This window comes from Brevibacterium atlanticum, from assembly GCF_011617245.1.
In the GTDB taxonomy this organism is placed as follows: Bacteria; Actinomycetota; Actinomycetes; order Actinomycetales; family Brevibacteriaceae; genus Brevibacterium; species Brevibacterium atlanticum.
Window position 1 is genome coordinate 3431483 of the sequence record NZ_CP050152.1, and the last position, 22722, is coordinate 3454204.

Genomic DNA, 22722 nt, shown 5'->3' on the forward strand with positions numbered 1-22722 from the left:
GCACCGCCTCGCCTTCAGCGACGCTGCGGGGGAACCGCGCTGGCGCGCAGCACGAGATCGGGGTTGACGGTGTAGTCGATGTGGACGCGATCGTCGCCGGCGGCGATCATCGTGCGGATCTCGTCGATCGCGGACTGTGCGACGGTCGACCAGTCGTAGACGACCTGCGACAGCGGGGGTTCTATGACATCGGCATCGGGCACGTCGCCGACCGTGAGCACGGACAGGTCGCGGGGCACGTCGAGGCGCAGGCGTTGGGCGGCCTCGAGCAGGCCGAAGGACAGCGACGGGGCGCAGGCGATGACGGCCGTGCAGCGCAGGTCGATGAGTTCGTCGGCGGCGGCGACGCCGGCCATCGCTCCTCCTGCTGCTTCGACGACGGGAGCCTGGTCGCGGGTGGCGGGGATGTGGAGGATGCCGGCCATCGACCGGCGGAATCCGGCGATGCGGGCGGGTGCGGCGGAATCGCGGAGCACCGCGAGTCCGATCCGGCGGTGTCCGAGGTGGACGAGGTGGGCCACGGCAGTGTCGATGCCACCGGTCGCGTCGAGGTAGATGCGCGAGATCCCGTCGTCGTGGCGGGCATTCGAGATGCGGATGAGCGGCAGCCCGCGGTGGGCGAGCATCCCGGCGAGCACTCCGGCGGCACCGCCGCCGACGACGATGGCCCCGGACACCTTCGGACCGCCGCGCCCGTCGTCGAGGATCGTCTCGGCGAGGGTCTCATTGTGCTCCGCGACGGCTTCGATGTGGACGACGGCGATGCGCAGGCCGAACATCCGGTTCGTCAGGATCTCGGCCAACCGCGCATAGGGGTCGACATTGCCCGCGGACACCGCGGGTTTGATGAGAGCGATGAGCGGTTCTCCGCCCGCAGGCCCCGAGGTGCGCGACCGCCCGGCGGTCTGCGGTTCGGGGCCGTGACCGGCCGCGCCGAGGATGGCCAGCGCCTGCTGCACCTTCTGCCTCGACGACGCCGAGACCGAGTCGGGATCGCGCAGGGCACGGGAGGCCGTGGCCTTCGAGACCCCGGCCGTACCGGCGATCTCGGCGAGACGGACGTGCCGATGCTCGGGCGTGAGCGCGTGGCCGAGGCTGTTCTCATTCGTCCGGCCGGTGTTCGTCCGGCGGGTGTTCGTCCGGCCGGCGGTCGTACCCGCGTGATCATTGGGCCCTGTGCCCGTACTGCTCTGTCCGTTCACTGGCGGGCCGCCGTCGTCGAGGTGCGGGCGATGAGACGGGGCCGGAACACCGGCGGCACCGTCGGCAGACCCGTCGTCGAGATCCGCAAGGTATTGAGCGTCGCCGCGACCAGCGCGTTCGACAGCCCCTCGATGTCGAGACCGAGGACCGTGGCCGGAGGACCGGTGAACTTCATCGTCGGGGAGTCCCCGAATCCGACGATCGACATATCGCGCGGCACCTGCAGGTGCCGATTGCGCAGGCCGTAGAGGGCGCCGTGCAGCTGCAGCGCCGACTGCACGATGACGGCTGTGCAGGTGGCATCCTTGAGCTCGAGGATCGCTCGCGAGCCGCCGGAGAACGACTTCGGCACCCGCGCGATCCAGTCCTCGAGGTCGAGACCGAGGTTCCGGGCGGGGTGTTCGGCGAGGAAGCGGCGGATCAGCTGCACGGCGAGCTCGCCGCTGTCGTTGCAGATCAGACCGATCCGCCGGTGCCCGATCGCACGCAGATGTTCGAACGCGGTGGTCATTCCGCCGCCGAGATCGAGCCGAGCGGCGATGATGTCCGAGCCGACCGGGTCGGCGGACTGCTCGGCGGACTGGTCTGCGCTGGCGGACTGCTCATCGACGCGGATGCAGGGGATCTCGGTGTGCAGGCTCGTCAGAGTCGGTGTCACCAGGGCAACGGCCCCGGCGTCGATGGCGACCTGCAGCGGTTCGGGGTCGGTCTCCACCAGGGGGCGGGTGACGAGCAGATCATGGTCCTGCAGGGACTGGGCCACACGTGTGCACACCTGGACCTGCCAGTATTCGGGATTGCCGGGGGCACTGACGGCGACGAGCCGCCTCGGCGCATCATGGAGCAGGGTCGAACGCGAATAGCCGAGCTCATTCATCGCTTCGAAGACCTTCGCCCGCGTGGACTCCGCGACGGCCCCACGACGGCCGAGGACGCGGGAGACCGTGGCCAGGGAGACTCCCGCCCGGGCGGCGACCTCGTCGAGCGTGACCTTCATGCGTGCCAGTCTACTTTCGGCTGTTGTGTGCGTCGGCGCAGAGCCATCGTGCTGAGAATCACTCTACGCTTTGTCGAATAGACTGAGCACCCGACCGGCCCACCACGTAGGATGAGAGTGACTGAGCATCCCCGCCAGGTCACCGACGACCAGCTGCTCAACGAGTTACCTAAGAGGAGGACTTATGTCAACGGTGTCGTTGAATGGCCTCAGTCATGTCTACGAGAACACGACATCCGAGTCCGTTCATCCGTTCAACCTCTTCGTCGACACAGGCGAATTCCTCGTCCTCTACGGCCCGTCAGGGTCCGGGAAATCGACGATCCTGCGGATGCTCCACGGACTCGAGAGCCCGAAGACCGGGACCATCCTCATCGATGGCGTCGACATCACCCACACTGCAGTCAACGACCGCGACGTCACCCTTGCGCTCGAGAGCTACGCCCTCTACCCGCATATGAGCGTGCGCGACAATCTCGGCTTCGCGCTGCGCGTCGACGGGCTGCCGGCCGAGGAGATCACCGACCGCGTCGAATCCGTGATGGAGACGATCGGACTCACCGACGTCCTCGATTCCGTACCCGGCGACCTCAGTCAGCTGCAGCGCCAGACCGTCGCGCTGGCTCGCGCCGTCGTCCGCCGCCCCAAGGTGCTCATCATGGACGAGCCCGTGGTCAACCTCGTGCCCGAACAGCAGGCCGAGACCCTGTCGCTGATCAAGGAGCTCCAGCAGGAGTTCGAGCTGACCACCATCTATGCGACCTCGAACCTCGAGGATGCGAAGGTCCTCGGGGACCGGATCGCCTTCCTCGACCACGGCAGGCTCATCGGAGTGGAGAAGCCCGAACTCGCCGAGGCGCTCGTGGCCTCGATCTCGGACCAGTAACCCGTGCCGGGCACCCCGTCCCAGCCGCCGTCCGTGGGCACGGCGGCCGATCCGGGCACGGCGCCCGAGATCCACACGGTCCGCCACGCCGATCGCACCGCTCTCGCCGAGCTGCCGTGGCATCTGCCGCTGGCGCAGTGGCCGGAGAACCTCCTCGGCGGACTCCCCCGCGGCATCTCCCGCCACGTCGTGCGCTATGTCGAGATCGGCGATGAGGTCCTCGCGATCAAGGAGACCGACGACAAGCAGGCGATGCGGGAGTTCGACATCCTCGGGGCGTTGGGCAACCTCGACGTACCTCTGGTCGAACCGCGGGCCGTCGTCAGCGGCCGCACCACTGCCGACGGGCAGAAGCTCAACGGCGCACTCATCACCGCCTACCTCGAATTCTCCCTCCCCTACCGGGCCCTGTTCTCCCGCGATCTCGCCACGGACACCGGTGGCCGCCTCGTCGACGCTCTGGCCGTGCTGCTCGCTCGGCTCCACCTCGTCGGGTTCTACTGGGGAGACGTCTCACTGTCGAACACCCTCTTCCGCCGCGACGCCGACGCCTATGCCGCGTACGTCGTCGATGCCGAGACCGGGGAGCTGCACGATCAGCTCTCCGACGGACAGCGGAACATGGACCTGAGGATCGCGCGGATGAACATCGCCGGGGACTTCCTCGACCTGCAGGCCGCGGGGCTCGTCGATCCCGAGACCGACCCGATGGCCGCAGGAGAACGGCTGTGCGAGTCGTATCAGGCTCTGTGGACGGAGCTGACCCGAGTCGAGGAGTTCAGCGTCAATGAACGCTGGCGCATCGATGAGCGCATCCGCCGCCTCAACGACTTGGGCTTCGACCTCGGCGAGCTGACCGTGACGACCGACATCGACGGCATCAGCCTGCTCGTCGAACCGAAGGTCGTCGAACCCAACCACCACTCCCGGCGTCTGCTCCGCCTGACCGGGATCGGCGCGAACGAGAACCAGGCCAGAGCGATGCTCAACGACCTCGACTCGTTCCGGTCAGCGCCCGAGATCGCCGAGGTGGACGAGCTCGACGAATCCGAAGCCGCCCGACGCTGGCTCGACGAGGTCTACAAACCGCTCATCCAGGCGATCCCGCAGAACCTCACCCGCAAGCTCGAACCGGGACAGATCTTCTACGAATTCGCCGAGCACCGGCGCACCATGGCCCGTGCCCGCCAGCGCGACGTTCCGACCATGGAAGCCATCGCCTACTTCATCGTCGACTATCTCGCGAACCTCCCCGATGAGATCCGCTACGTCGACAGCGAGAAGTTCTGACCCTCGCCGAGGTGGCCCGCCCCGCTGCACGGCCCCGCCGGCGGGAAGCCCTGCCGAAATCGGCGGCTCCCACGGAGGGAAGCGGAGATCCGCCCCGTCCATGTTCCACAGGGTGAAACGATCGCGGCAGAACCGCCTCGGCGGGCATAGCTTTGATCTCAGCGGAGGGACGACGTCGTCCCTCGCCGACGAAACCCCACGGAAGGACCCCTGATGACCGCCACCGAACCGATGCCCACGAATGAGAACAACCCGTCGATTCCCGGTCTGTTCGACCTGACCGGTCGCACCGCGGTCGTCGTCGGCGCCGGATCCGGACTCGGCCAGGCCAGCGCCATCGGTCTCGCCGACGCCGGAGCCCACGTCGTCGCCGCCGATCTCAACCTCGCGGGAGCCGAGGAGACCGCCGCACTCGTCGCCGACCGCGGGGCCGGATCCGCCGAAGCCGTCGCCGTCGACATCACGGGTACTGATTCCGTCGACGCTCTCGTCGCGGCTCAGGCCGAGGCGCAGGTCCTCGTCGTCACCCCCGGGGCGAACGTGCGCAAGCGACTGATCTCGACGACCGATGACGAGTTCGACAGGGTCATCGACATCAACCTCAAGGGCACCTACCGGCTGATGCGCGGCTTCGGCCGGGAGATGGCTGCTCGGGGCCGTGGCTCCATCGTCACCTACGCGTCGTTCAGGGCGCTGGCCATCGAACCCGGTCAGGGTCTGTACGCGGCGGCCAAGGCTGGGGTCGTACAGCTGACGAAGACGCTGGCCAGCGAGCTCGGCGGACAGGGTGTGCGGGTCAATGCGATCCTGCCCGGACCGTTCGACACCCCACTGACGCAGCAGATCAAAGCCGACGAAACATGGTGGAACGCCTACGCCGACAAGACCGCCCTGGGCCGCTGGGGTCGTCTCCACGAGATCGCCGGGCCCGTCCTCTTCCTCGCCTCGGACGCCTCGAGCTACATCACCGGGCACTCGCAGCTCGTCGACGGCGGGTGGATGGCTCAGGACGGCCGCTTCACCCCCGACGTGTGACAAGGCCGGTTCGGGGCCTGCCAGGCGGCGTTGTTCGTGTGAGATCGGCGACGCGGCAGGCGACCGTTCCCCGTGATCGCGGGGAACCCGACCGAGAGGATATGCAACATTATGCAAAAATATTCATATGACCGATCCTGATACGCCATCCGCACCACCGACAGCCACCTCGGCGGGGGTGCTGCGCCAACTGGGGCGGCGCAAATCGATCGGATCGATGGTCGCGGACGCACAGACCGACGCCGAGGGATCGGGCCACCTGCGGCGGACGTTCGGCGTCTTCCAGCTGACGATGATCAGCGTCGGCGCCACCCTGGGCACGGGAATCCTCGTCATCCTCGGCGAGGCCGTCCCCGTGGCCGGACCCGCGGTATGGCTGGCGTTCGTCCTCGCCGGAGTCACCGCGCTGCTCTCGGCGGTCAGCTACGCCGAGATGGCCGGCATGGTGCCGGTGTCGGGATCGAGCTATTCGTACTCCTATGCGACCCTCGGCGAGGGTGTGGCCTGGGTCTGCGGCTGGTGTCTCGTCCTCGAATACGCGGTCTCGGTCGCCGCGGTCGCCGTCGGCGCCGCCGACTACGTCAATGAGACTCTGCGGGTGTTCGGACTCGAACTGCCCGCCTCCCTGACCGCCGGGCCCGGGGTGGCGGACGATCCCGGCGGCATCATCAACATCTCTGCGCTCGTCGTCGTGGCCCTGGCGACGGTGCTGCTTATGCGCGGGGCCGGGGAATCCGGCATCGTCAATACGATCCTCGTGTTCGTCAAACTCGGGATCCTCGTGTTCTTCGCAATCGTGGCCTTCACCGCGTTCAAGGCCGGCAACTTCGCGCCTATGCTGCCGATGGGGGCCGCCGGAGTCACCGCGGCCGCCTCGAGCGTGTTCTTCTCCTACATCGGCTTCGACGCGGCCTCGACGGCCGGCGAGGAAGCGAAGAACCCCCGCCGCGATCTGCCGCGGGCGATCATCTTCTCGATGCTCATCGTCACTTCGATGTACGTGCTCGTGGCCGTGGCCGCGATCGGGGCCAGGCAGTGGCAGTGGTTCTCCGGCGCAAACGCTCCGCTCGTCCAGATCGTCGAGGAGATCACGGGTTCGAACCTCGCCGTCCTCGCCTTCGCGGTGGCTGCGGTGCTCGCGATCTTCTCCGTCGTCATCACCGTCCTCTACGGACAGTCGCGGATCCTGCTGACGATGGCGCGCGACGGCATGGTGCCGAAGATCTTCGGCGTCGTCTCCCGGCGCACCGGCACTCCTCTGGCCGGCACCCTCATCGTCGGCGGGCTCGTCGCGATCACTGCGGCGCTGATTCCCCTCGGCGAGCTCGCCGACGCCACAAGCATCGGCACTCTGTTCGCGTTCTTCCTCGTCAACCTCGCCGTCATCTACCTGCGCGTGAAGCGACCTGACCTCGAGCGGTCGTTCACGGTCCCCTTCGGCCCGGTCATCCCGGCCCTCGGTGCGCTCGCGTGCGCGTTCCTCATGATCAACCTCGGCGGGACGACCTGGGCCGTCTTCGGCGTGTGGATGGCCGTCGGCGCGCTCGTCTACTTCGCCTACAGCCGCCGCCACTCGGTCGTCGGCCGACTCAGTGAACAGGACTACCGCACCACCCTCACCCCCTAATTGCTACCTGACGGCGGCCCAGCAACCTCGCGCGAGGTTGCTGGGCCGCCGTCAGGTAGCAAATGGGGGTTTCAGGCGCGGCGGGCTCTCGCCACTTCGTAGAGTGAGACGGCCGCGGCGATACCGGCGTTGAGGGATTCGGTCGTCGCGGCGATCGGGATCGAGACGATCTGGTCGCACTTCTCCGAGATCAGTCGGGACAGTCCCTTGCCCTCGGAGCCGACGACGATGCACAGCGGGTCACGGGTGAAGCTCAGCTCGGGCAGCTCCACATCTCCGTCCATGTCGAGGCCGACGACGAAGATGTTCTGCTTCTTCAGCTCATCGATCGCCCGGGCCAGGTTGACCACCTGGGCGACGCGGATTCGAGACGCGGCACCGGCCGAGGTCTTCCACGCGGCCGCCGTCATCGACGCGGCGCGCCGTTCGGGGATGATCACTCCGTGACCGCCGAAGGCCGCGGTCGAGCGGACGATCGCGCCGAGGTTGCGCGGATCGGTGATCCCGTCGAGAGCCACGAGCAGCGGGGTCTCGGCCCGGTCGGCGGCGAATTCGAGCAGATCGGAGGGGTCGGCGTACTCGTACGGCGGGACCTGCAGGGCGATGCCCTGGTGGATCGCGTCGTCGGTGAGCCGGTCGAGGTCGGGCTTGCTCGCCTCGAGCATCGAGATGCCGCGTTGCGTGGCCAGGGTGATCGACTCGCGGACACGATCGTCGGAGTCGATGCGACCGGAGACGTACATCGCGGTCGCCGGCACCCCCTCGCGCAGCGCCTCGAGCACAGAATTGCGCCCGGCGACCATATTCGGCCCGAGCTCCTTCTTCTTCCGCTTCGCCTGCGCCGAGGCGTTGGCGGACTTGCGATTCTGTGCGGCCTTGTGCGCCTTGTGGTAGACGCGGTCCTCGGCCTTGGGCGTCGGGCCCTTGCCGCGCAGTCCGCGCTTGTTCTTACCGCCCGACCCTTTGGTCGGACCCTTCTTCGAACCGCCGGAGCGGGGATTGGAAGCCATGTGATTCCTATCAGGTGCGTAGAGGCCGCGGGCGTGTGCCCGTGACCGAGATTCGTGGTCCTCAGCCCTCGCCGAGGTGGTAGCGGTACCCGTCGGCCGTGTCCTCGACGATGACGCCGGCCGCGGCGAGTTCGTCGCGGATCGCATCCGCAGTCGCGTAGTCCTTGTCCCGCTTGGCCTCGGCACGCTTGTTCGCCAGGGTGGCGACGAGGGAGTCGAGTGCCGATTCCGCCTTCTCATCGGCGTCCGAGCCGGCCCAGACCGCAGCGCTGGGGTTGACGCCGAGGATGTCGAGCATGAGTTCGACCTCGGCGACGATCCTCGCCAGAGTCTCCGGATCGCTTCCCGCATCGAGCAGCTTCGCGCCCTCGCTCACCGCCGCGAAGACCACGGACAGTGCCCGCGGAATGCCGAGGTCGTCGTCGAGGGCCGCGGCGAACTCAACAGGGACATCGACCGTGCGGGCCGCATACCCGTCGCTGACATCCGGCAGGGCCGGAGCGCTCGCGCCGAGTGACTGCCGAGCCCGCTGGAGGAAGTTCGACAGCCGTTCGAGCGAGGCCGCCGAGCGTTCCATCGCTTCAGGCGAGAAGTCCAGGATCGACCGGTAGCTCGCCCCGGTGAGGAAGTAGCGCAGAGCCAGCGGGCTGAAGGACTCGAACAGGTCGGAGGCGAAGACCGAGTTGCCGAGCGACTTCGACATCTTGTCCCCACCGACGTTGAGCAGTCCGGAGTGCATCCAGACGTTCGCAAACCGATCCCCGGCCGCCCTTGACTGGGCGAGTTCGTTCTCATGGTGGGGGAAGCGCAGGTCGAGGCCGCCGCCGTGGATGTCGAAGTTCGACCCCAGATACTTCGTCGACATCGCCGAGCATTCGATGTGCCAGCCTGGACGACCCCTCCCCCAGGGGGACGGCCACGAGGCGGTGATGGGCTCAGTGTCCTTGTGCGCCTTCCACAGCGCGAAGTCCCGAGCGTCCTTCTTCCCGCGCAGTTCGGCGCCTTCGGCTAACTCCATGTCCTCGAGCTTCTGGTTCGTCAGCTCACCGTAGTCGGCCCACGAGGCGGCGTCGAAGTAGACATCGGCACTGCCGTCGAGAGCGGGATAGGCATGGCCCGCCTCGATGAGGCGGGAGATGAGTTCGATCATCTCGGTGATGTGGCCGGTCGCACGCGGCTCATTGCTCGGAGGCAGCACGTCGAGTGCGTTGTAGGCGTCGGTGAACGCCCGCTCGTATTTGTAGGCGTGAGCGAACCACTCGCGGCCCTCTTCGACGGACTTCGACAGGATCTTGTCGTCGATGTCCGTGACATTGCGGACCATCGTCACCGAATACCCGCTGTAGAGCAGCCAGCGGCGCAGGGTGTCGAAGACCGATGCCGAACGCAGATGACCGATGTGCGGCTCGCCCTGCACCGTGGCGCCACAGACATAGATCCCGACGTGCCCGTCGTTGACGGGACGCAGTTCTTCGGTCCTGCGGCTGGCGGTGTTATAGAGCGAGATAGTCACGTCCTCAAGTCTACCGGGCCGCTCCGAATTCGCGGTTTCCCTGCCTTCGACATAGGACTGTTACGCACCTCACGTGACGCGGCACACAATACACAGCCAATTCCCAGTAATGTGGACGCAAGCAATGAAGGCCGACGTGAGAGGCGTTCTCGCAATCCGGACTTCGCACGAACTCACCCGCCTCACAGACGAGACTGCGGGAGCTGAACTCGGTCTCGAAACCCCGCGACCGATCGAGAAAGGACACTATGTCTGCCAAGACATCACCCCAGAGGGAGGTCTTCGCCACCCGCGGCGCGTTCATCTTCGCGGCCATCGGCTCGGCGGTCGGCCTCGGCAACATCTGGCGTTTCCCCTATGTCACCTATGACAACGGTGGCGGCGCCTTCATCATCCCTTATCTCGTCGCACTGCTGACGGCGGGCATCCCGCTGCTCTTCTTCGACTATGCGATGGGCCACCGCTCACGCGGTTCGGCACCCCTGTCGTTCCGGATGGCCTCGAAGATCGCCGAGCCCATCGGCTGGTTCCAGACCGGCGTGGCCTTCGTCATCGGCGTCTACTATGCGGCGATCATCGGCTGGGCCGGCTGCTACATGTTCTTCTCCCTCAACCAGGCGTGGGGAGACGATGCGGCCTCCTTCTTCCAGTCGGACTTCCTCAAGCTGACCGATCCGGGCATCTCCTTCGAGTTCGTCCCCGGCGTGCTCATCCCGATCATCATCGTCTGGGTCATCACCCTGGGCATCCTGCTCCTCGGTGTGCAGAACGGCATTGCGGGCTTCTCGAAGATCTTCATTCCGCTGCTCGTGATCCTCTTCCTCGCTCTCGTCATCCGCGCCCTGTTCCTGCCGGGTGCCGCCGAGGGACTCAATGCCCTCTTCACGCCCGACTTCTCGGCCCTGACTGACCCGACGGTGTGGATCGCGGCCTACGGGCAGATCTTCTTCTCCCTGTCCATCGGCTTCGGCATCATGATCACCTACGCCTCGTACCTGAAGAGGAAGACGAACCTCACCGGTTCCGGTCTCGTCGTCGGCTTCTCGAACTCCGCATTCGAGATCCTCGCCGGTGTCGGCGTCTTCGCCGCACTCGGATTCATGGCTGCGGCGCAGGGCACTGAGGTCTCCGAGGTGGCCGACTCCGGGATCGGGCTGGCGTTCATGGCCTTCCCGACGCTGATCTCGGAGATGCCCGGCGGCGGACTCTTCGGCTTCGCCTTCTTCGCCTGCCTCGTCTTCGCCGGCCTGACCTCGCTCGTCTCGATCGTCCAGGTGCCCATCCAGGCGCTGCGCGAGAAGTTCAGGATCGGGAACAAGGCTTCGATCCTCCTCGTCGGAGGCGTCATGGCGATCATCTCGATCGTGCTGCTTCCCACGGTCACCGGCCTCTACGTGCTCGACACGATCGATGCCTGGGCGAACAACATCGGCATCGTCGGCGGCGCCGTCATCGGTCTCATCGCGATCGGGTGGGCACTGAGGAAACTGCCGGTGCTGCGCAACCACCTCAATGCGATCTCGAGCTTCAAGGTCGGCTGGACCTGGATGATCATCCTCGGCGGGCTGACCACTCTGGTGCTCGCCTATATGCTCATCCACCAGATCATCGCCTACGCCACCGAGGGGTACGAGGACTACCCGGTCAGTGTCACCGGAATTATGGGCTGGGGCATGATCGGCCTGATCATCGTGGCAGCGATCGTGCTCACGCTCATCAGATGGCCGAAGCAGACCATCGCCGAGGCGGAATCGGCGATCGCCGATTCCGTGGCCGAAGAGAATCTCCGCAACGAAACCACAGGAGCCTGACATGGGTACTTCAGCAATCATCATGATGGTCATCGCCATGGTCACCGTCTGGGGCGGCCTCGGCGCCGCGATCATGCACCTGCGCAAGCACCCCGACGAGGAGTGAGCACCCCGCCCGCTCCAACGGCGTGACACGAAGAAGGCGGTCCGATCCCTGTCATCAGGGGTCGGACCGCCTTTCTCATTCGCCGTGCGACTTCCCCCCACCGAGGTGGCCGGTCGGGCTCTTTCCCCGCACCGTGGCGGCCCGTCGGGGTCCAGCCCTTCCCCTCACCGAGGTGGCGGACCATGGTCACGGCCGCCTCGGCGAAGGAGCCGCGGCTATGCTTCGACCGGCTCAGCGGGCTTATTGAGTCTGCTGTGCTTGCGCGAGTACAGGAAGTACACGGCCAGGCCGATGGCCAGCCACACGAGGAAACGGATCCACGTGTCCATGTTGAGGTTGAGCATGAGGTAGAAGCAGATGATCGCGGAGATGATCGGCAGCACCGGGACGAACGGGACCTTGAACGGTCGCTCGAGCTCGGGGCGAGTCCGACGCAGGACGATGACGCCGATCGAGACGAGCACGAAGGCCGAGAGCGTACCGATGTTGACGAGCTCGGCGAGCGTGGACAGCGGCACGAACGCGGCGATGATCGCGATGATCACGCCTGTGATGATCGTGAACCGGTAGGGTGTGCCGAACTTCGGGTTCGTCTTCGCCAGCCACTGCGGCAGCAGGCCGTCGCGGGCCATCGAGAAGCCCACACGCGTCTGCCCCATGAAGAGGATCATGCAGACGACGATGAGGCCGATGCAGGCACCGACCGCGATGAGGCTGCCCATCACGGGCAGACCGACATTGACGAACGCCGTCGCCAGCGGGGCGCCGTCCTCGGGGTCGATGTCCTTGTAGTTCTGCATACCCGTGATGACGAGCGAGACGGCGATGTAGAGGCCGGTGACGATCGCCAGCGAACCGAAGATGCCGATGGGCAGGTTCTTCTGCGGGTTCTTCGTCTCCTCGGCGGTGGTCGCGACGACGTCGAAGCCGATGAAGGCGAAGAAGACCATGGCGGCCGCGGCGAAGATGCCGCCGACGCCGAAGACGCTCGGTTCGAGACCGAAGAGTCCCTGCACGATGGGCAGGTGCAGCATCGAGCCGCCGGTGTCGGCAGGCTCCTCGGCCGGCGGGATGAAGGGCACCCAGTTCGCGACCTTGACGAAGAAGAGACCGACGATGATGACGGCGAGGACGACGAGGACCTTGAGGATGGTGACGAAGATGTTGATTCGGCTCGAGAGCTTGATGCCGGTGACGAGCACGACAGTCAGGCCGAGGACGAGGAGGCCCGCGGGCAGATTGACCCAGCCGTTCTCAGCTGTCGCGATCGCTTCGGGAATCGCCAGCGGTGTGCCGTCGAGGACGACGGCGAGGTATTGGCTGAATGAGGTCGCCAGTGCAGCCGAACCGACGGTGAACTCGAGGATGAGGTCCCAGCCGATGATCCAGGCGAGCAGCTCGCCCATCGTGGCGAAGGTGAACGTGTAGGCGCTGCCGGCGACCGGGACGGTCGAAGCGAACTCCGCATAGCACAGCGCCGCGAGCCCACAGGCGACGCCGGCGATGAGGAAGGACAGCGCGATGCCGGGTCCGGCGTTCGTCGCGGCCGCCTGCCCGGTGAGGACGAAGATTCCGGCACCGATGCAGACGCCGACTCCGAAGATGACGAGGTCGAGGGCGCCGAGGTTCTTCTTCAGCTGATGTTCGGGGTCTTGGGTGTCACGGATGCTCTGCTCGATGGATTTGGTGCGTTTCCATTCGCCGGCCATGACTCCTCCTTTGCAGTGTGGCTGCGTGGCCCTATCACCACGGGTGGTCTCCAAGGTGATGCAGACCACTACGGTCGAGTTTACCGACCAATGGTACTTCACATAGTGAGACGCAGGCGACATTTCGGCAACGATTCGCCGCGTCCGGCAGGCACCACCGCAGCCTCACCGCCGGGCACGGCCGCGGGCTCCCGCCCGGCGCCGCGAGCAGGGTTCCGCGATGCCCGGACAGCCGCCGTATCGGCCGTGGTGCGAAGTCAATTCCCGGACCGTGCTGGTCGCCGGGGCACGGCCTCGTTAGGGTGGGGGTTGCACGGACTTTCCGTCGGGCGGGACCGGCCTCGGTCGACGCCCCTCGAACACTAGGAGCCGCAATGCCACAGACCGTCAAGGGCGTCATCTCTCGCAGCAAGGGAGCCCCGGTCGAACTCACCGACATCGTCATCCCGGATCCGGGACCGGGCGAGGTCATCGTCGATGTGAAGTCGTGCGGCGTCTGCCACACCGATTTCCACTACCGCGAAGGCGGGATCAGCGACGACTACCCGTTCCTGCTCGGCCACGAATCCGCCGGAGTCGTCTCCGAGATCGGCGAGGGTGTCACCAACGTCGAGGTCGGAGACTTCGTCATCCTCAACTGGCGCGCCATCTGCGGAGAGTGTCGCGCATGCAAGCGCGGAGAGCCGTGGTACTGCTTCGCCACGCACAATGCCTCGCAGAAGATGACGCTGCCCGACGGCACCGAGCTCGAGGCCGCACTCGGCATCGGCTCCTTCGCGGAGAAGACCCTGGTCGCCGCCGGCCAGTGCACGAAGGTCCCCGAATCCGATCCCGCCGTCGTCGGTCTGCTCGGCTGCGGCATGATGGCCGGCATCGGTGCCGCCATCAACACCGGTGAAGTCACCCGCGGCAAGTCCGTGGCGGTCATCGGTGCCGGTGGTGTCGGCTGTGCAGCGATCGCCGGTTCGGCTCTCGCCGGGGCCGGAACGATCATTGCGCTCGACATCGACGAGAAGAAGCTCGAATGGGCGAAGGACCTCGGCGCTACGGACACTGTGAGCACCAAGGGCATGAGCGAGGACGAGGTCGTCGCCGCGATCCAGGAACGCACGGGCGGCTTCGGCGCCGACGTCGTCATCGACGCCGTCGGACTTCCCGCGACCTGGCGGCAGGCCTTCTACGGTCGCGACCTCGCCGGCACCGTGGTCCTCGTCGGCGTGCCCACACCGGAGATGGAGCTGACCGTGCCGCTGCTCGACGTGTTCGGCCGCGGCGGCAGGCTCAAGTCCTCGTGGTACGGCGACTGCCTGCCCGACAGGGATTTCCCGATGCTCGTCGACCTCTACCAGCAGGGACGATTCCCACTGGAGAAGTTCGTCACCGAACGGATCGGACTCGGCGACGTCGAGGCCGCATTCGAGAAGATGGGCAAGGGTGAAGTTCTGCGATCGGTGGTGGAGTTCTGATGACAGCCATCGAGCATCTCGTCACCTCCGGCACGTTCTCCCTCGACGGTGAGACCCACGATGTCGACAACAATGTGTGGATCATCGGCGACGATTCCGAGGTCATCGTCATCGACCCCGCTCACAACATCGATGCCATCGCCGAGGCGGTCGGATCGAGAGAGGTCAAGGCCGTTCTGCTCACACACGGTCACGATGACCATGTGGGAGTCGTCCGTGACTTCGCGCAGCGGGTGGGCAATCCCACCGTGTACCTCAATCCCGACGACTATGTCCTGTGGGACATGACCTATGACAGCTACCGCCCGGACGGGCGGATCGCCGACGGCGATACCTGGTCCGTCGGCGGTGTCCGGCTCAAGGCTCTGCACACTCCGGGCCACTCCCCCGGTTCCACGTGCTTCTTCGTCGAGACGGGACTGCCGGCACCTGCCACGGCCGGTGCCGGTCGCGCGGTCGGTCCGGTGCTGTTCTCCGGTGACACGCTGTTCAACGGCGGCCCCGGAGCGACCGGTCGGTCGTATTCGAGCTTCGAAACGATCATCGAGTCGATCCGCGACGTGCTCTTCGAACTCCCCGACGCGACGGTCGTGCTCACCGGGCACGGCGATGCGACCTCGATCGGAGCCGAACGCCCCTCGCTCGAAGAATGGATCAAACGCGGTCACTGAGCCTTCGGTCAGTGATCAGTCTGGCGCAGCATGCGGCCCTCGGTTCGAATGAGCCGGGGGCCGCATCGCGTCCGGCACACCCGGCGGCCAGTGTCTCCGACGCCGACGGCTAGACTCGACGCCGTGCCTGATTCGAACTCACAGCAGCCCTCCGACGCGCCATCCGCCTCGGCTCGCGGCGCTTCCGACACCTCCGCAGACGCCACCGGCCTCAAGGTGGGGATGAAGCCCCGCCACCTGGTGATGATGAGCCTGGGCTCGGCGATCGGCGCCGGCCTCTTCGTCGGTTCCGGTGCCGGCGTGCAGGCGGCCGGCCCAGCTGTCCTCGTGTCCTATGTCGTCGCCGGCCTCATCGTCATCTTCGTCATGCGGGCCCTCGGCGAACTCGTCGCCGCGGATCCGAACCCCGGAGCGTTCTCGCACTACGCGGGCAAGGCGATGGGACCTGCCGCCGCTTTCGCCGTCGGTGCCCTGTGGTGGGTGCAGCTGTGCCTCGTCGTCGCTGCCGAGGCCACCGCTGCCGCGCAGATCGCCGCAGCCTACGTACCCGCGATCCCGCAGTGGGTCATCGCCCTGGCGATCATGCTCGTCTTCACTGCCATCAACCTCACCACCTCAGGCAGCTTCGGTGAGTTCGAGTTCTGGTTCTCACTGCTCAAGGTCGCCTTCGTCGTGCTCTTCCTCGTGCTCGGCATTGCGTACCTCCTCGGCTGGACTCCGGCCGATCCGCCCACGCAGATCTTCACCGATGGGTTCATGCCCACCGGGATCTCGGGCATCGCCGCGGGCCTGCTCGTCGTCGCATTCGCCTTCGGCGGCATCGAGATCGTCGCGGTCGCCGCCGCCGAGACCGCGAACCCCGAGCGCAGCGTGAGCCAGGCGATCAGGACCATCGTGTGGCGCATCCTCTTCCTCTACATCGGATCCGTGGCGATCATCGTCCTCGTTCTGCCATGGACCGACGACCGCCTCGCTGAATCGCCGTTCGTGGCCGTGCTGGAGACCGCGGGCCTGCCGTTCATCGCGTCCCTGCTCGCCGCAGTCATCGTCATCGCCCTGCTGTCGTCGATGAACGCGAACATCTACGGCGCCTCCCGGATGGCGTTCTCGATGTCGCAGCGATCCATGCTGCCGCGCGGGCTCGGCCGGACGACCCGCCGCGGCGTGCCTGTGCCCGCGGTGCTGGCCACTTCGGCGTTCGGCTTCGTGGCCGTCGCACTCAACTACTTCTGGGCCGCCGAGGTGCTCGGAGTCCTGCTCAACATCGTCGGTTCGACGCTCATCGTCACGTGGGTCGCGACATTGGTCTCGCAGATCGTGCTCCGTCGTCGCGCCGAGGCGGCCGGGGACTCCCTGCCGCTGCGGATGTGGGGCTACCCGTGGCTGTCGTATCTCACGCTCGCGGGCATCGCCGTGATCATCGGTCTCGGTCTCACCGTCGCATCCGTGCGCTTCCAGATCATCGGGACGCTCATCTTCGTTCTCGCGCTCTACCTCGTCGGCCTCATCGTCACGAAGCGCCACCCCGACGCGAAGGTCTGAGCCCGACCGAATCGAACGGAATCAGGTGAATCGAACTGAGGCAGGCTGAGTCCTACTGAGTCAGACCGAATCGGGCTGAGCCGCGCTGAGCTCGTCACTTCAGCCGATCGCACCTGCGGCTGAGGCGTCGAGGGCAGCGATCTGCTCGCGCAGAGCTGTCGGTGCCGTGGCAGCCGCCGCCCAACCGGTGAGCATGTCCCGGGTCTGCCCGACGTGACGGCCGAAGTGACGACCCGCATAGCTGGTGACGTCGATGGGCAGCAGGGTCTCCATCGTCCCGAGCACCGCCCGAGCAAGCGGCACCGATACAGCCCGAGCGACACCTGCGGACGTGGGAACGGGCAGGCCGCTGCGTGCCCGCACCGCCTCGGCGGCTGCTCTCGCCGGTCGATCGAGGTGCGACGTCAGCTGGGCCCAATTCCCGTCGCCGATAGTGAGTTCCGCGACGTAGGGGATGAACACCGTCGGCGGCAGCGCGATCACGGCGTGCGGCACGGGCATGACGAGCCGGCCGAGCCCATGAGCCAAGTGCGTGACCGTCTCGCGCCGCCCGTTGATGAGGAACCTCGGCGCTCCAGGCGGTGCCCAATAACGCACCTCTCGCCCGGTCTCGACCTCACCGTCGGCGACGCGTTCGGATACGAACGCGGGACCGAAGACGACCACCTCGGCGTCGGGGAACTGCGTCCTCGCACGATCCAGGTCCCCGTCGACCTGGCTGGTGATCGCAATGACGGGCGCACGGGTCGTCCGAATCGCCGAGGCGACCGTCGGGTCGAGGTCGCCCGGACGGGTGGAGAGGACGATGAGGTCCCACCGCCCGGCCTCCCGCGCCCCCACCCAGTCGGTGACCGTCACCCGCCTCGTCGACGCCACTTCCGTCACCGACCATCCGCGTGCAGCTTGGCCGGAGACTTCGGTGTCAGCGGGTGCACCGGACCACGAACCGGAGGCGTCGTCGATGTCGTCGCCGAGGTCACCGTCGCGGGGTCCGCGCCCAGCCGGCCCAACCGGGCACTGGGTACCGCTCGAATCGAGTACGCTCACCCGTCGCGGATAGACCGCTCGCGGCCTCGGTGCAGGAGTACGGGACACGACGGCGACGTGGTGGTCGTCGGTGAAGAGTGCGGCTCCGGCGATGCCGATGGCGCCGGCTCCTTGGAAGAGGACTCTCATCGTCCACCTGCCTCTCTGATCGGGGCGCTCAGCCGGGATGGCTCAGCACGAGCCCCTCGGCGCCCGTCTCTCGGTTCGGGTACACGAGGGCGTCGGCGATTTCAGCGAACCCCTCGTCGGATTCGGCGACCCCGGCGGGCGCAGCATCGTCGGCCACGCCGACCACATGATGGTCGTAAGCGCGCAGCAGAGTCTCGGTGCGGAACCCCTGCGGGGCCTGAACCCGTCGCAGGTGTGCCCGATCGAGGTCTCCCCGCACCAGTGCGTGGGGCCCGAAGGTGCCCATAGACATTGCCGGAACCGAATTGTTTGGTCGATCCACCGCGGTCTGAGGCGTCAGAATCACGGTGGATCGACCAAACGCTCACGTCCGAAGTGAGAGCCGCACGCGCTTCGGCGCCCCCGCTTGGGTCTGATTCCGTCGCGGGGTGAACACCTGCCCGCCGGACAGGATCGGCCATGGGCGGAACGGGAACAACCGCCTCGGCGCCGGAGAGCAGCGCTGCATGCACGCGACGGAACACATCGGGCGGGGTCAGACACCCCGCCGCGTCATGGACGAGCACGAGGTCGGCAGCGCCGATATGTTTCAAGGCGAGTTGCGCCGACACGGTACGGCCTTTTCCGCCTGCTACGGCTGTGATTGGAATATCGGAATTCATCCGCGCAATTACCGAGACGATTCCCTCTCGTGCGCGCAAAAGAAAATCCTCGGGAGTCGCCACCACGACTGTGGTGGCGACTCCCGAGGAGATGATCGTCGCGAGAGTGCGGGCCAACACGCTCCGCATGTGCAGCCGAACGACAGCCTTCGGCTCCCCGCCGCGAAGACGAGCTCCCGACCCTGCGGCCGGGATGGTGACACAAGTGATCAGGATGCGAGCACTTCGTCCAGCAGGGCCTCTGCCTCGGACTCTTCCTTCTTCTCGGCCAGCGCGAGCTCGGAGACGAGGATCTGACGGGCCTTGGAGAGCATGCGCTTCTCTCCGGTCGACAGGCCGCGATCCTGCTCGCGGCGCCAGAGGTCGCGGACGACCTCGGCGACCTTGATGACGTCGCCGGACTGCAGCTTCTCAAGATTGGCCTTGTAGCGGCGGGACCAGTTGGCGGGCTCCTCGACAAATTCCGCGCGGAGGACGTTGAAGACCTTTTCCACGCCTTCCTCACCGACGACATCTCGCACACCGACGAGATCGCAGTTCTCGGCCGGCACCTCGATCACGAGATCGCCGTGGGCGACCTGGAGCTTGAGATACAGTTTCTCCTCACCCTTGATGGATCGCTTCTTGATTTCTTGGATTGTCGCTGCACCGTGATGTGGATAGACAACAGTGTCGCCGACCTGGAAACTCATATTCTCTTCAAACCCCTTTCGCGGAATCCCAGTTTACCATGAGGCGCGCCACAGAAATCACTCAGAGTAATGAATCTTCATGCTAGGCTCCGCGCCTCATGATCGGCCGAGGGAGCCGCTCAACCGCCTCGCCAGCGGGGATGTCGGCATCGGGCACCCTGCCGTCGGCGCGGGATCCGTCGATGATCTCCCCCGCCCGTGATGAGGAATGAACTTCCCATGAACTCACGACACGCGCGACCCTGGACAAGCTTCCGAGCGACACCCAGAGCCACCCGAGCACCACCGACCACTCCCCGTCCATGGCCACCGTTCGCGGACTTCGTCTGCAGATCGGACCCGGTTCTACAGCAGGTCAAAAAGCGGGTAGTATACAGACTGATCTTGTATTGCCACTTCAAGGAGCATAATGAAACGGCACAACCGCGCGGCGCTCGCCGTTGCCGCACTCGCTCTCGTTATCCCCGTCAGCGGATGTGCAAGCCTGCTGTCTCCCCACCAGACCGCCGAATACCACTACAACGGCGGCGACGGCGCCTCGGGCACGGTCGGTGATGTCGAGGTCCGCGGACTGATGCTCATTATGGACGAGAAGGGCGAAGGCCCGGCGCAGCTGTTCTTCACCCTCCTCAACAAGGGCGACTCCACCGCCGATGTGACCATCGAGGCCTCGGGCACCACAGTGGACGAATCCGTCAAGGCGGGCGAGGCCTTCGTCCAGGATCCGAAGAGTCCCGAGACCACATCCAAGGACGTCGTCACGGTCGATAAGCTCGACGCTCAGCCGGGCGACCTCGTCGACATCACCGTCACGGTCGGCGGCGAAGAGAAGACGATCCGCACCCAGGTGCTCTCGGACTCCCTGCCCTACTACGAGGAGTATGTGCCGACCGAGTCGCCCTCGAGCGTCCCCAGCGACGATGCCACGTCCTCCGATGAGGCCACCTCGACCGACGATGCCACGTCGTCCGACGAGGCCACCTCGACCGACGACGCAACGGCCAACGGCTGATCACACGGTCGCCTGCCGAAGCAGACGGTCAGCCGGAACAGGTAAACTTCCGGAACAGACGAAAGGAGCCGCTCACATCATGTGAGCGGCTCCTTTCGCATTCACTGTCGGATCAGGCGTCTGCCTCTCAGGCTTCGAACTTGTATCCGAGCCCGCGGACGGTCGTGAGCAGTCGCGGTTCCGAGGGATTCTCTTCGACCTTCGCACGCAGACGCTTGACGTGGACGTCGAGGGTCTTCGTGTCTCCCACGTAGTCCTCGCCCCAGATGCGATCGATGAGCTGACCGCGGGTCATCACCCGACCGGAGTTGCGCACGAGGATCTCGAGCAGCTCGAACTCCTTGAGCGGCATCGACAGCTCCTCGCCGCGCACGGAAACGACGTGGCGTTCGACGTCGATGCGCACTCCCCCGGCCTCGAGCACCGACTCGTCCTCGAAGCCGTCGGATTCGACGTTGCGCCGCAGCACCGCACGCACGCGGGCGAGCAGTTCGCGGGAGGAGTAGGGCTTGGTGACGTAGTCGTCGGCGCCGAGTTCGAGCCCCACGACCTTGTCGATCTCCGAGTCCTTGGCCGTGAGCATGATGATCGGCACGTTCGACTTCGCCCGCAGCTCACGGCACACCTCGGTGCCGGAGACGCCGGGCAGCATGAGATCGAGGAGGACCAGGTCAGCGCCGCTGCGGTCGAATTCCGCGAGCGCCTTGAGCCCGTCGTCGGCGACCGTCACCTCGTATCCTTCCTTCCCGAGCAGGTACGACAGCGGGTCCGAGAACGAATCCTCATCCTCGACAAGCAGAATACGAGTCACGTTGTGAGCTTCCTTTGTTCGCTTTCATCGGTCAGTTCCTCAGTCGGACCGTCACGGTCGGCCCGGGCGACGTCGCCGTCTCCATTATTATCACCGGCGGAGGGTGCGTTGTCCTCTCCACCGTCATCGCCGACGTCGTTCTCACTCGCCGAGGCGGCGCCCGCCGAGGCTGCAGCGCCGTCCGAATCGGAGCCCTCCTCAGATTCCCCGGTCGCGACCGCTGCCGGCGCCGGGTCTGCGGAATGCTCGATGAGCACCCCGTCGGGGGCCGAATCGCTGGCTGAGTGTTCGGGTGCGGTGCCCGCCAGAGGCAGCACGATCGTGAAAGTCGACCCTTTGCCGAGCCGGCTCCACACCCGGACCTCACCGCCGTGGGTGGCGATGATGTGCTTGACGATGCTCAGGCCCAGACCGGTGCCGCCGGTGATCCTGGACCGTGCCGGGTCGACGCGGTAGAAGCGTTCGAAGACCCGCTCGGTGTCCTGGGCGGACATGCCGATGCCCTGGTCGGTGACGGCGATCTCGACGCGTTCGTCGACGAGGTCGACCCCGACGCCGACGCGGGTGCCGTCGGGTGAGTAGTTGATGGCGTTGTCGATGAGGTTGCGCACCGCATTGACGAGGAGCTCGTAGTTGCCCTCGATGAGCAGATCCGACGGCGGGGAGATCTCGATGTGGATGTTCTTGCCCTCCGCACGCGTGCGTGCACGATCGGCGGCATCGTCGACCACCTCGGCGGCGGAGATCTTCTCCGTGGTCGCGGGAGCGGCGTGATCCTGGACGCGGGAGAGGTCGATGATCTCCTGGACGAGCTGGGTCAGCCGCTTCGACTCGCGCTGCATGCGCCCGCCGAAGCGTTCGACCGCGGCGGGATCGTCGGCGAAGTCGGTGACCGCCTCGGCGAGGAGGGCCATCGCTCCGATCGGGGTCTTGAGCTCATGGGAGACGTTGGCGACGAAGTCGCGGCGGACGGCGTCGACGCGCTTGGATTCGGTCTGATCGTCGCAGAGGACGAGAACGAAGGAGGTGCCCAGCGGTGCCACGCGGGCGTGGAGGAAGCGAAGCACGGAATCGGAGTTCTCACGCTTCTGTTCGAGGTCGATCTCCTCGATGAGGCCTCGGGCACGCACCCGGCCGACGACGCGCAGCATCTCGGGTGAGGCGAGAGAATGGCCTCTGACCAGGCCGAACGTATACGCTGCCGGAGAGGCTTTGACGACATCGTCGCCGGCGTCGATGACGATCGCGGCCGACGGGAGGACGGCGAGCACCTCGGCGATGCCTTCGGGAAGGTCGTCCTCGGAATGCAGATCGGCAGCATCGCGGGAGCGTTCGCTGAATCGGAACGCCAGAATGCCCGCTATGCCAAGGCCCAGGCCGACGACGCCGGTCAGGACCGCCACTACCAAGAGATCCACAACCTCAAGCTTAGGTGCTGTCCACCGTCTCGGCGCACCGAATTCACCTTGCCGCGGCCCATTTGCCGAGGAATTCACCTTTCCG

At 66.2% G+C, this 22722-nt stretch carries 20 protein-coding genes and 1 pseudogene; 10 read left to right on the forward strand and 11 right to left on the reverse strand.

Annotated elements, in window-relative coordinates; translation table 11 throughout:
• Positions 1 to 14 precede the first annotated feature (14 nt).
• Together GUY23_RS15300 and GUY23_RS15305 are read right to left on the reverse strand one after the other, a co-directional pair.
• Entirely contained in the window at positions 15 to 1202 is a 1188-nt protein-coding gene (locus tag GUY23_RS15300; RefSeq protein ID WP_166973798.1) for a LacI family DNA-binding transcriptional regulator, read from the reverse strand.
• Positions 1199 to 2200: a LacI family DNA-binding transcriptional regulator gene (locus GUY23_RS15305; RefSeq protein ID WP_166973801.1), complete on the reverse strand. Its 1002-nt coding sequence runs from the start codon at positions 2198 to 2200 to the stop codon at positions 1199 to 1201. The genes GUY23_RS15300 and GUY23_RS15305 overlap by 4 nt, the downstream gene beginning before the upstream one ends.
• Before the next feature lie 184 nt (positions 2201 to 2384).
• Here GUY23_RS15305 and GUY23_RS15310 point away from each other — a divergent pair, with 184 nt between their 5' ends.
• The 4 genes from GUY23_RS15310 (at position 2385) to GUY23_RS15325 (ending at position 7038) form a co-directional block, all read left to right on the forward strand.
• On the forward strand, positions 2385 to 3086 hold the full coding sequence (locus GUY23_RS15310; protein ID WP_228282421.1) for an ABC transporter ATP-binding protein: 702 nt from the start codon (positions 2385 to 2387) through the stop codon (positions 3084 to 3086).
• Between the two features lie 3 nt (positions 3087 to 3089).
• Positions 3090 to 4376 carry a DUF4032 domain-containing protein gene (locus tag GUY23_RS15315; RefSeq protein WP_228282423.1) on the forward strand — a complete coding sequence of 429 codons (1287 nt, stop codon included), beginning with the start codon at positions 3090 to 3092 and terminating at the stop codon, positions 4374 to 4376.
• 213 nt (positions 4377 to 4589) lie between these two features.
• Complete coding sequence (locus GUY23_RS15320; RefSeq protein WP_228282425.1) at positions 4590 to 5411, forward strand: SDR family NAD(P)-dependent oxidoreductase; 822 nt, start codon at positions 4590 to 4592, stop codon at positions 5409 to 5411.
• Between the two features lie 127 nt (positions 5412 to 5538).
• The gene (locus tag GUY23_RS15325) at positions 5539 to 7038 is read left to right on the forward strand and encodes an amino acid permease (protein WP_166973804.1); all 1500 of its coding nucleotides are present in this window, start codon (positions 5539 to 5541) and stop codon (positions 7036 to 7038) included.
• 71 nt (positions 7039 to 7109) lie between these two features.
• Here GUY23_RS15325 and rlmB read toward each other — a convergent pair whose 3' ends face one another.
• Entirely contained in the window at positions 7110 to 8048 is a 939-nt protein-coding gene (gene rlmB, locus GUY23_RS15330) for a 23S rRNA (guanosine(2251)-2'-O)-methyltransferase RlmB (protein ID WP_166973807.1), read from the reverse strand.
• 61 nt (positions 8049 to 8109) lie between these two features.
• Positions 8110 to 9561 carry a cysteine--tRNA ligase gene (cysS, locus tag GUY23_RS15335; RefSeq protein ID WP_166973810.1) on the reverse strand — a complete coding sequence of 484 codons (1452 nt, stop codon included), beginning with the start codon at positions 9559 to 9561 and terminating at the stop codon, positions 8110 to 8112.
• Positions 9562 to 9809: 248 nt separating this feature from the next.
• On the opposite strand from cysS, the gene GUY23_RS15340 reads away from it, so the two are divergent.
• Together GUY23_RS15340 and GUY23_RS15345 are read left to right on the forward strand one after the other, a co-directional pair.
• Positions 9810 to 11372 (forward strand): sodium-dependent transporter, encoded by a 1563-nt coding sequence (locus GUY23_RS15340; protein ID WP_166973813.1) that lies wholly within the window; start codon positions 9810 to 9812, stop codon positions 11370 to 11372.
• Between the two features lies 1 nt (position 11373).
• The gene (locus GUY23_RS15345) at positions 11374 to 11478 is read left to right on the forward strand and encodes a methionine/alanine import family NSS transporter small subunit (RefSeq protein ID WP_139468130.1); all 105 of its coding nucleotides are present in this window, start codon (positions 11374 to 11376) and stop codon (positions 11476 to 11478) included.
• Positions 11479 to 11693: 215 nt separating this feature from the next.
• Here the strand turns inward: GUY23_RS15345 and GUY23_RS15350 are convergent, their stop codons facing one another.
• Complete coding sequence (locus tag GUY23_RS15350; RefSeq protein WP_166973816.1) at positions 11694 to 13187, reverse strand: amino acid permease; 1494 nt, start codon at positions 13185 to 13187, stop codon at positions 11694 to 11696.
• Between the two features lie 374 nt (positions 13188 to 13561).
• Between GUY23_RS15350 and GUY23_RS15355 the strand changes: the two genes are divergently transcribed.
• From GUY23_RS15355 to GUY23_RS15365, 3 genes are all read left to right on the forward strand, one after another.
• A complete protein-coding gene (locus tag GUY23_RS15355; RefSeq protein ID WP_166973819.1) occupies positions 13562 to 14653 on the forward strand; it encodes an S-(hydroxymethyl)mycothiol dehydrogenase in 1092 nt (363 codons plus the stop codon).
• A complete protein-coding gene (locus GUY23_RS15360) occupies positions 14653 to 15324 on the forward strand; it encodes an MBL fold metallo-hydrolase (RefSeq protein WP_166973822.1) in 672 nt (223 codons plus the stop codon). The genes GUY23_RS15355 and GUY23_RS15360 overlap by 1 nt, the downstream gene beginning before the upstream one ends.
• A gap of 222 nt (positions 15325 to 15546) precedes the next feature.
• Positions 15547 to 16866: an amino acid permease gene (locus tag GUY23_RS15365; RefSeq protein ID WP_166976255.1), complete on the forward strand. Its 1320-nt coding sequence runs from the start codon at positions 15547 to 15549 to the stop codon at positions 16864 to 16866.
• 99 nt (positions 16867 to 16965) lie between these two features.
• Here the strand turns inward: GUY23_RS15365 and GUY23_RS15370 are convergent, their stop codons facing one another.
• The 4 genes and pseudogenes from GUY23_RS15370 to GUY23_RS15385 all read right to left on the reverse strand — a co-directional run bounded on the left by GUY23_RS15370 (position 16966) and on the right by GUY23_RS15385 (position 19396).
• On the reverse strand, positions 16966 to 18042 hold the full coding sequence (locus GUY23_RS15370) for a hypothetical protein (protein ID WP_166973825.1): 1077 nt from the start codon (positions 18040 to 18042) through the stop codon (positions 16966 to 16968).
• A 28-nt stretch (positions 18043 to 18070) separates the two neighbouring features.
• Positions 18071 to 18334 carry a 2-C-methyl-D-erythritol 4-phosphate cytidylyltransferase gene (locus tag GUY23_RS15375; protein WP_166973828.1) on the reverse strand — a complete coding sequence of 88 codons (264 nt, stop codon included), beginning with the start codon at positions 18332 to 18334 and terminating at the stop codon, positions 18071 to 18073.
• A gap of 202 nt (positions 18335 to 18536) precedes the next feature.
• Positions 18537 to 18920 (reverse strand): annotated as a pseudogene (locus GUY23_RS15380) (IspD/TarI family cytidylyltransferase); the annotation flags it as partial.
• On the reverse strand, positions 18914 to 19396 hold the full coding sequence (locus GUY23_RS15385; protein WP_135539215.1) for a CarD family transcriptional regulator: 483 nt from the start codon (positions 19394 to 19396) through the stop codon (positions 18914 to 18916). The pseudogene GUY23_RS15380 and the gene GUY23_RS15385, both read right to left, overlap by 7 nt.
• Positions 19397 to 19805: 409 nt before the next feature.
• Here GUY23_RS15385 and GUY23_RS15390 point away from each other — a divergent pair, with 409 nt between their 5' ends.
• Positions 19806 to 20408 carry a hypothetical protein gene (locus GUY23_RS15390; protein ID WP_166973831.1) on the forward strand — a complete coding sequence of 201 codons (603 nt, stop codon included), beginning with the start codon at positions 19806 to 19808 and terminating at the stop codon, positions 20406 to 20408.
• Positions 20409 to 20535: 127 nt separating this feature from the next.
• Here the strand turns inward: GUY23_RS15390 and GUY23_RS15395 are convergent, their stop codons facing one another.
• Positions 20536 to 21219: a response regulator transcription factor gene (locus GUY23_RS15395; protein ID WP_166973834.1), complete on the reverse strand. Its 684-nt coding sequence runs from the start codon at positions 21217 to 21219 to the stop codon at positions 20536 to 20538.
• The gene (locus tag GUY23_RS15400; protein ID WP_166973837.1) at positions 21216 to 22637 is read right to left on the reverse strand and encodes a sensor histidine kinase; all 1422 of its coding nucleotides are present in this window, start codon (positions 22635 to 22637) and stop codon (positions 21216 to 21218) included. Before GUY23_RS15400 ends, GUY23_RS15395 begins: the two co-directional genes overlap by 4 nt.
• Positions 22638 to 22722 lie beyond the last annotated feature (85 nt).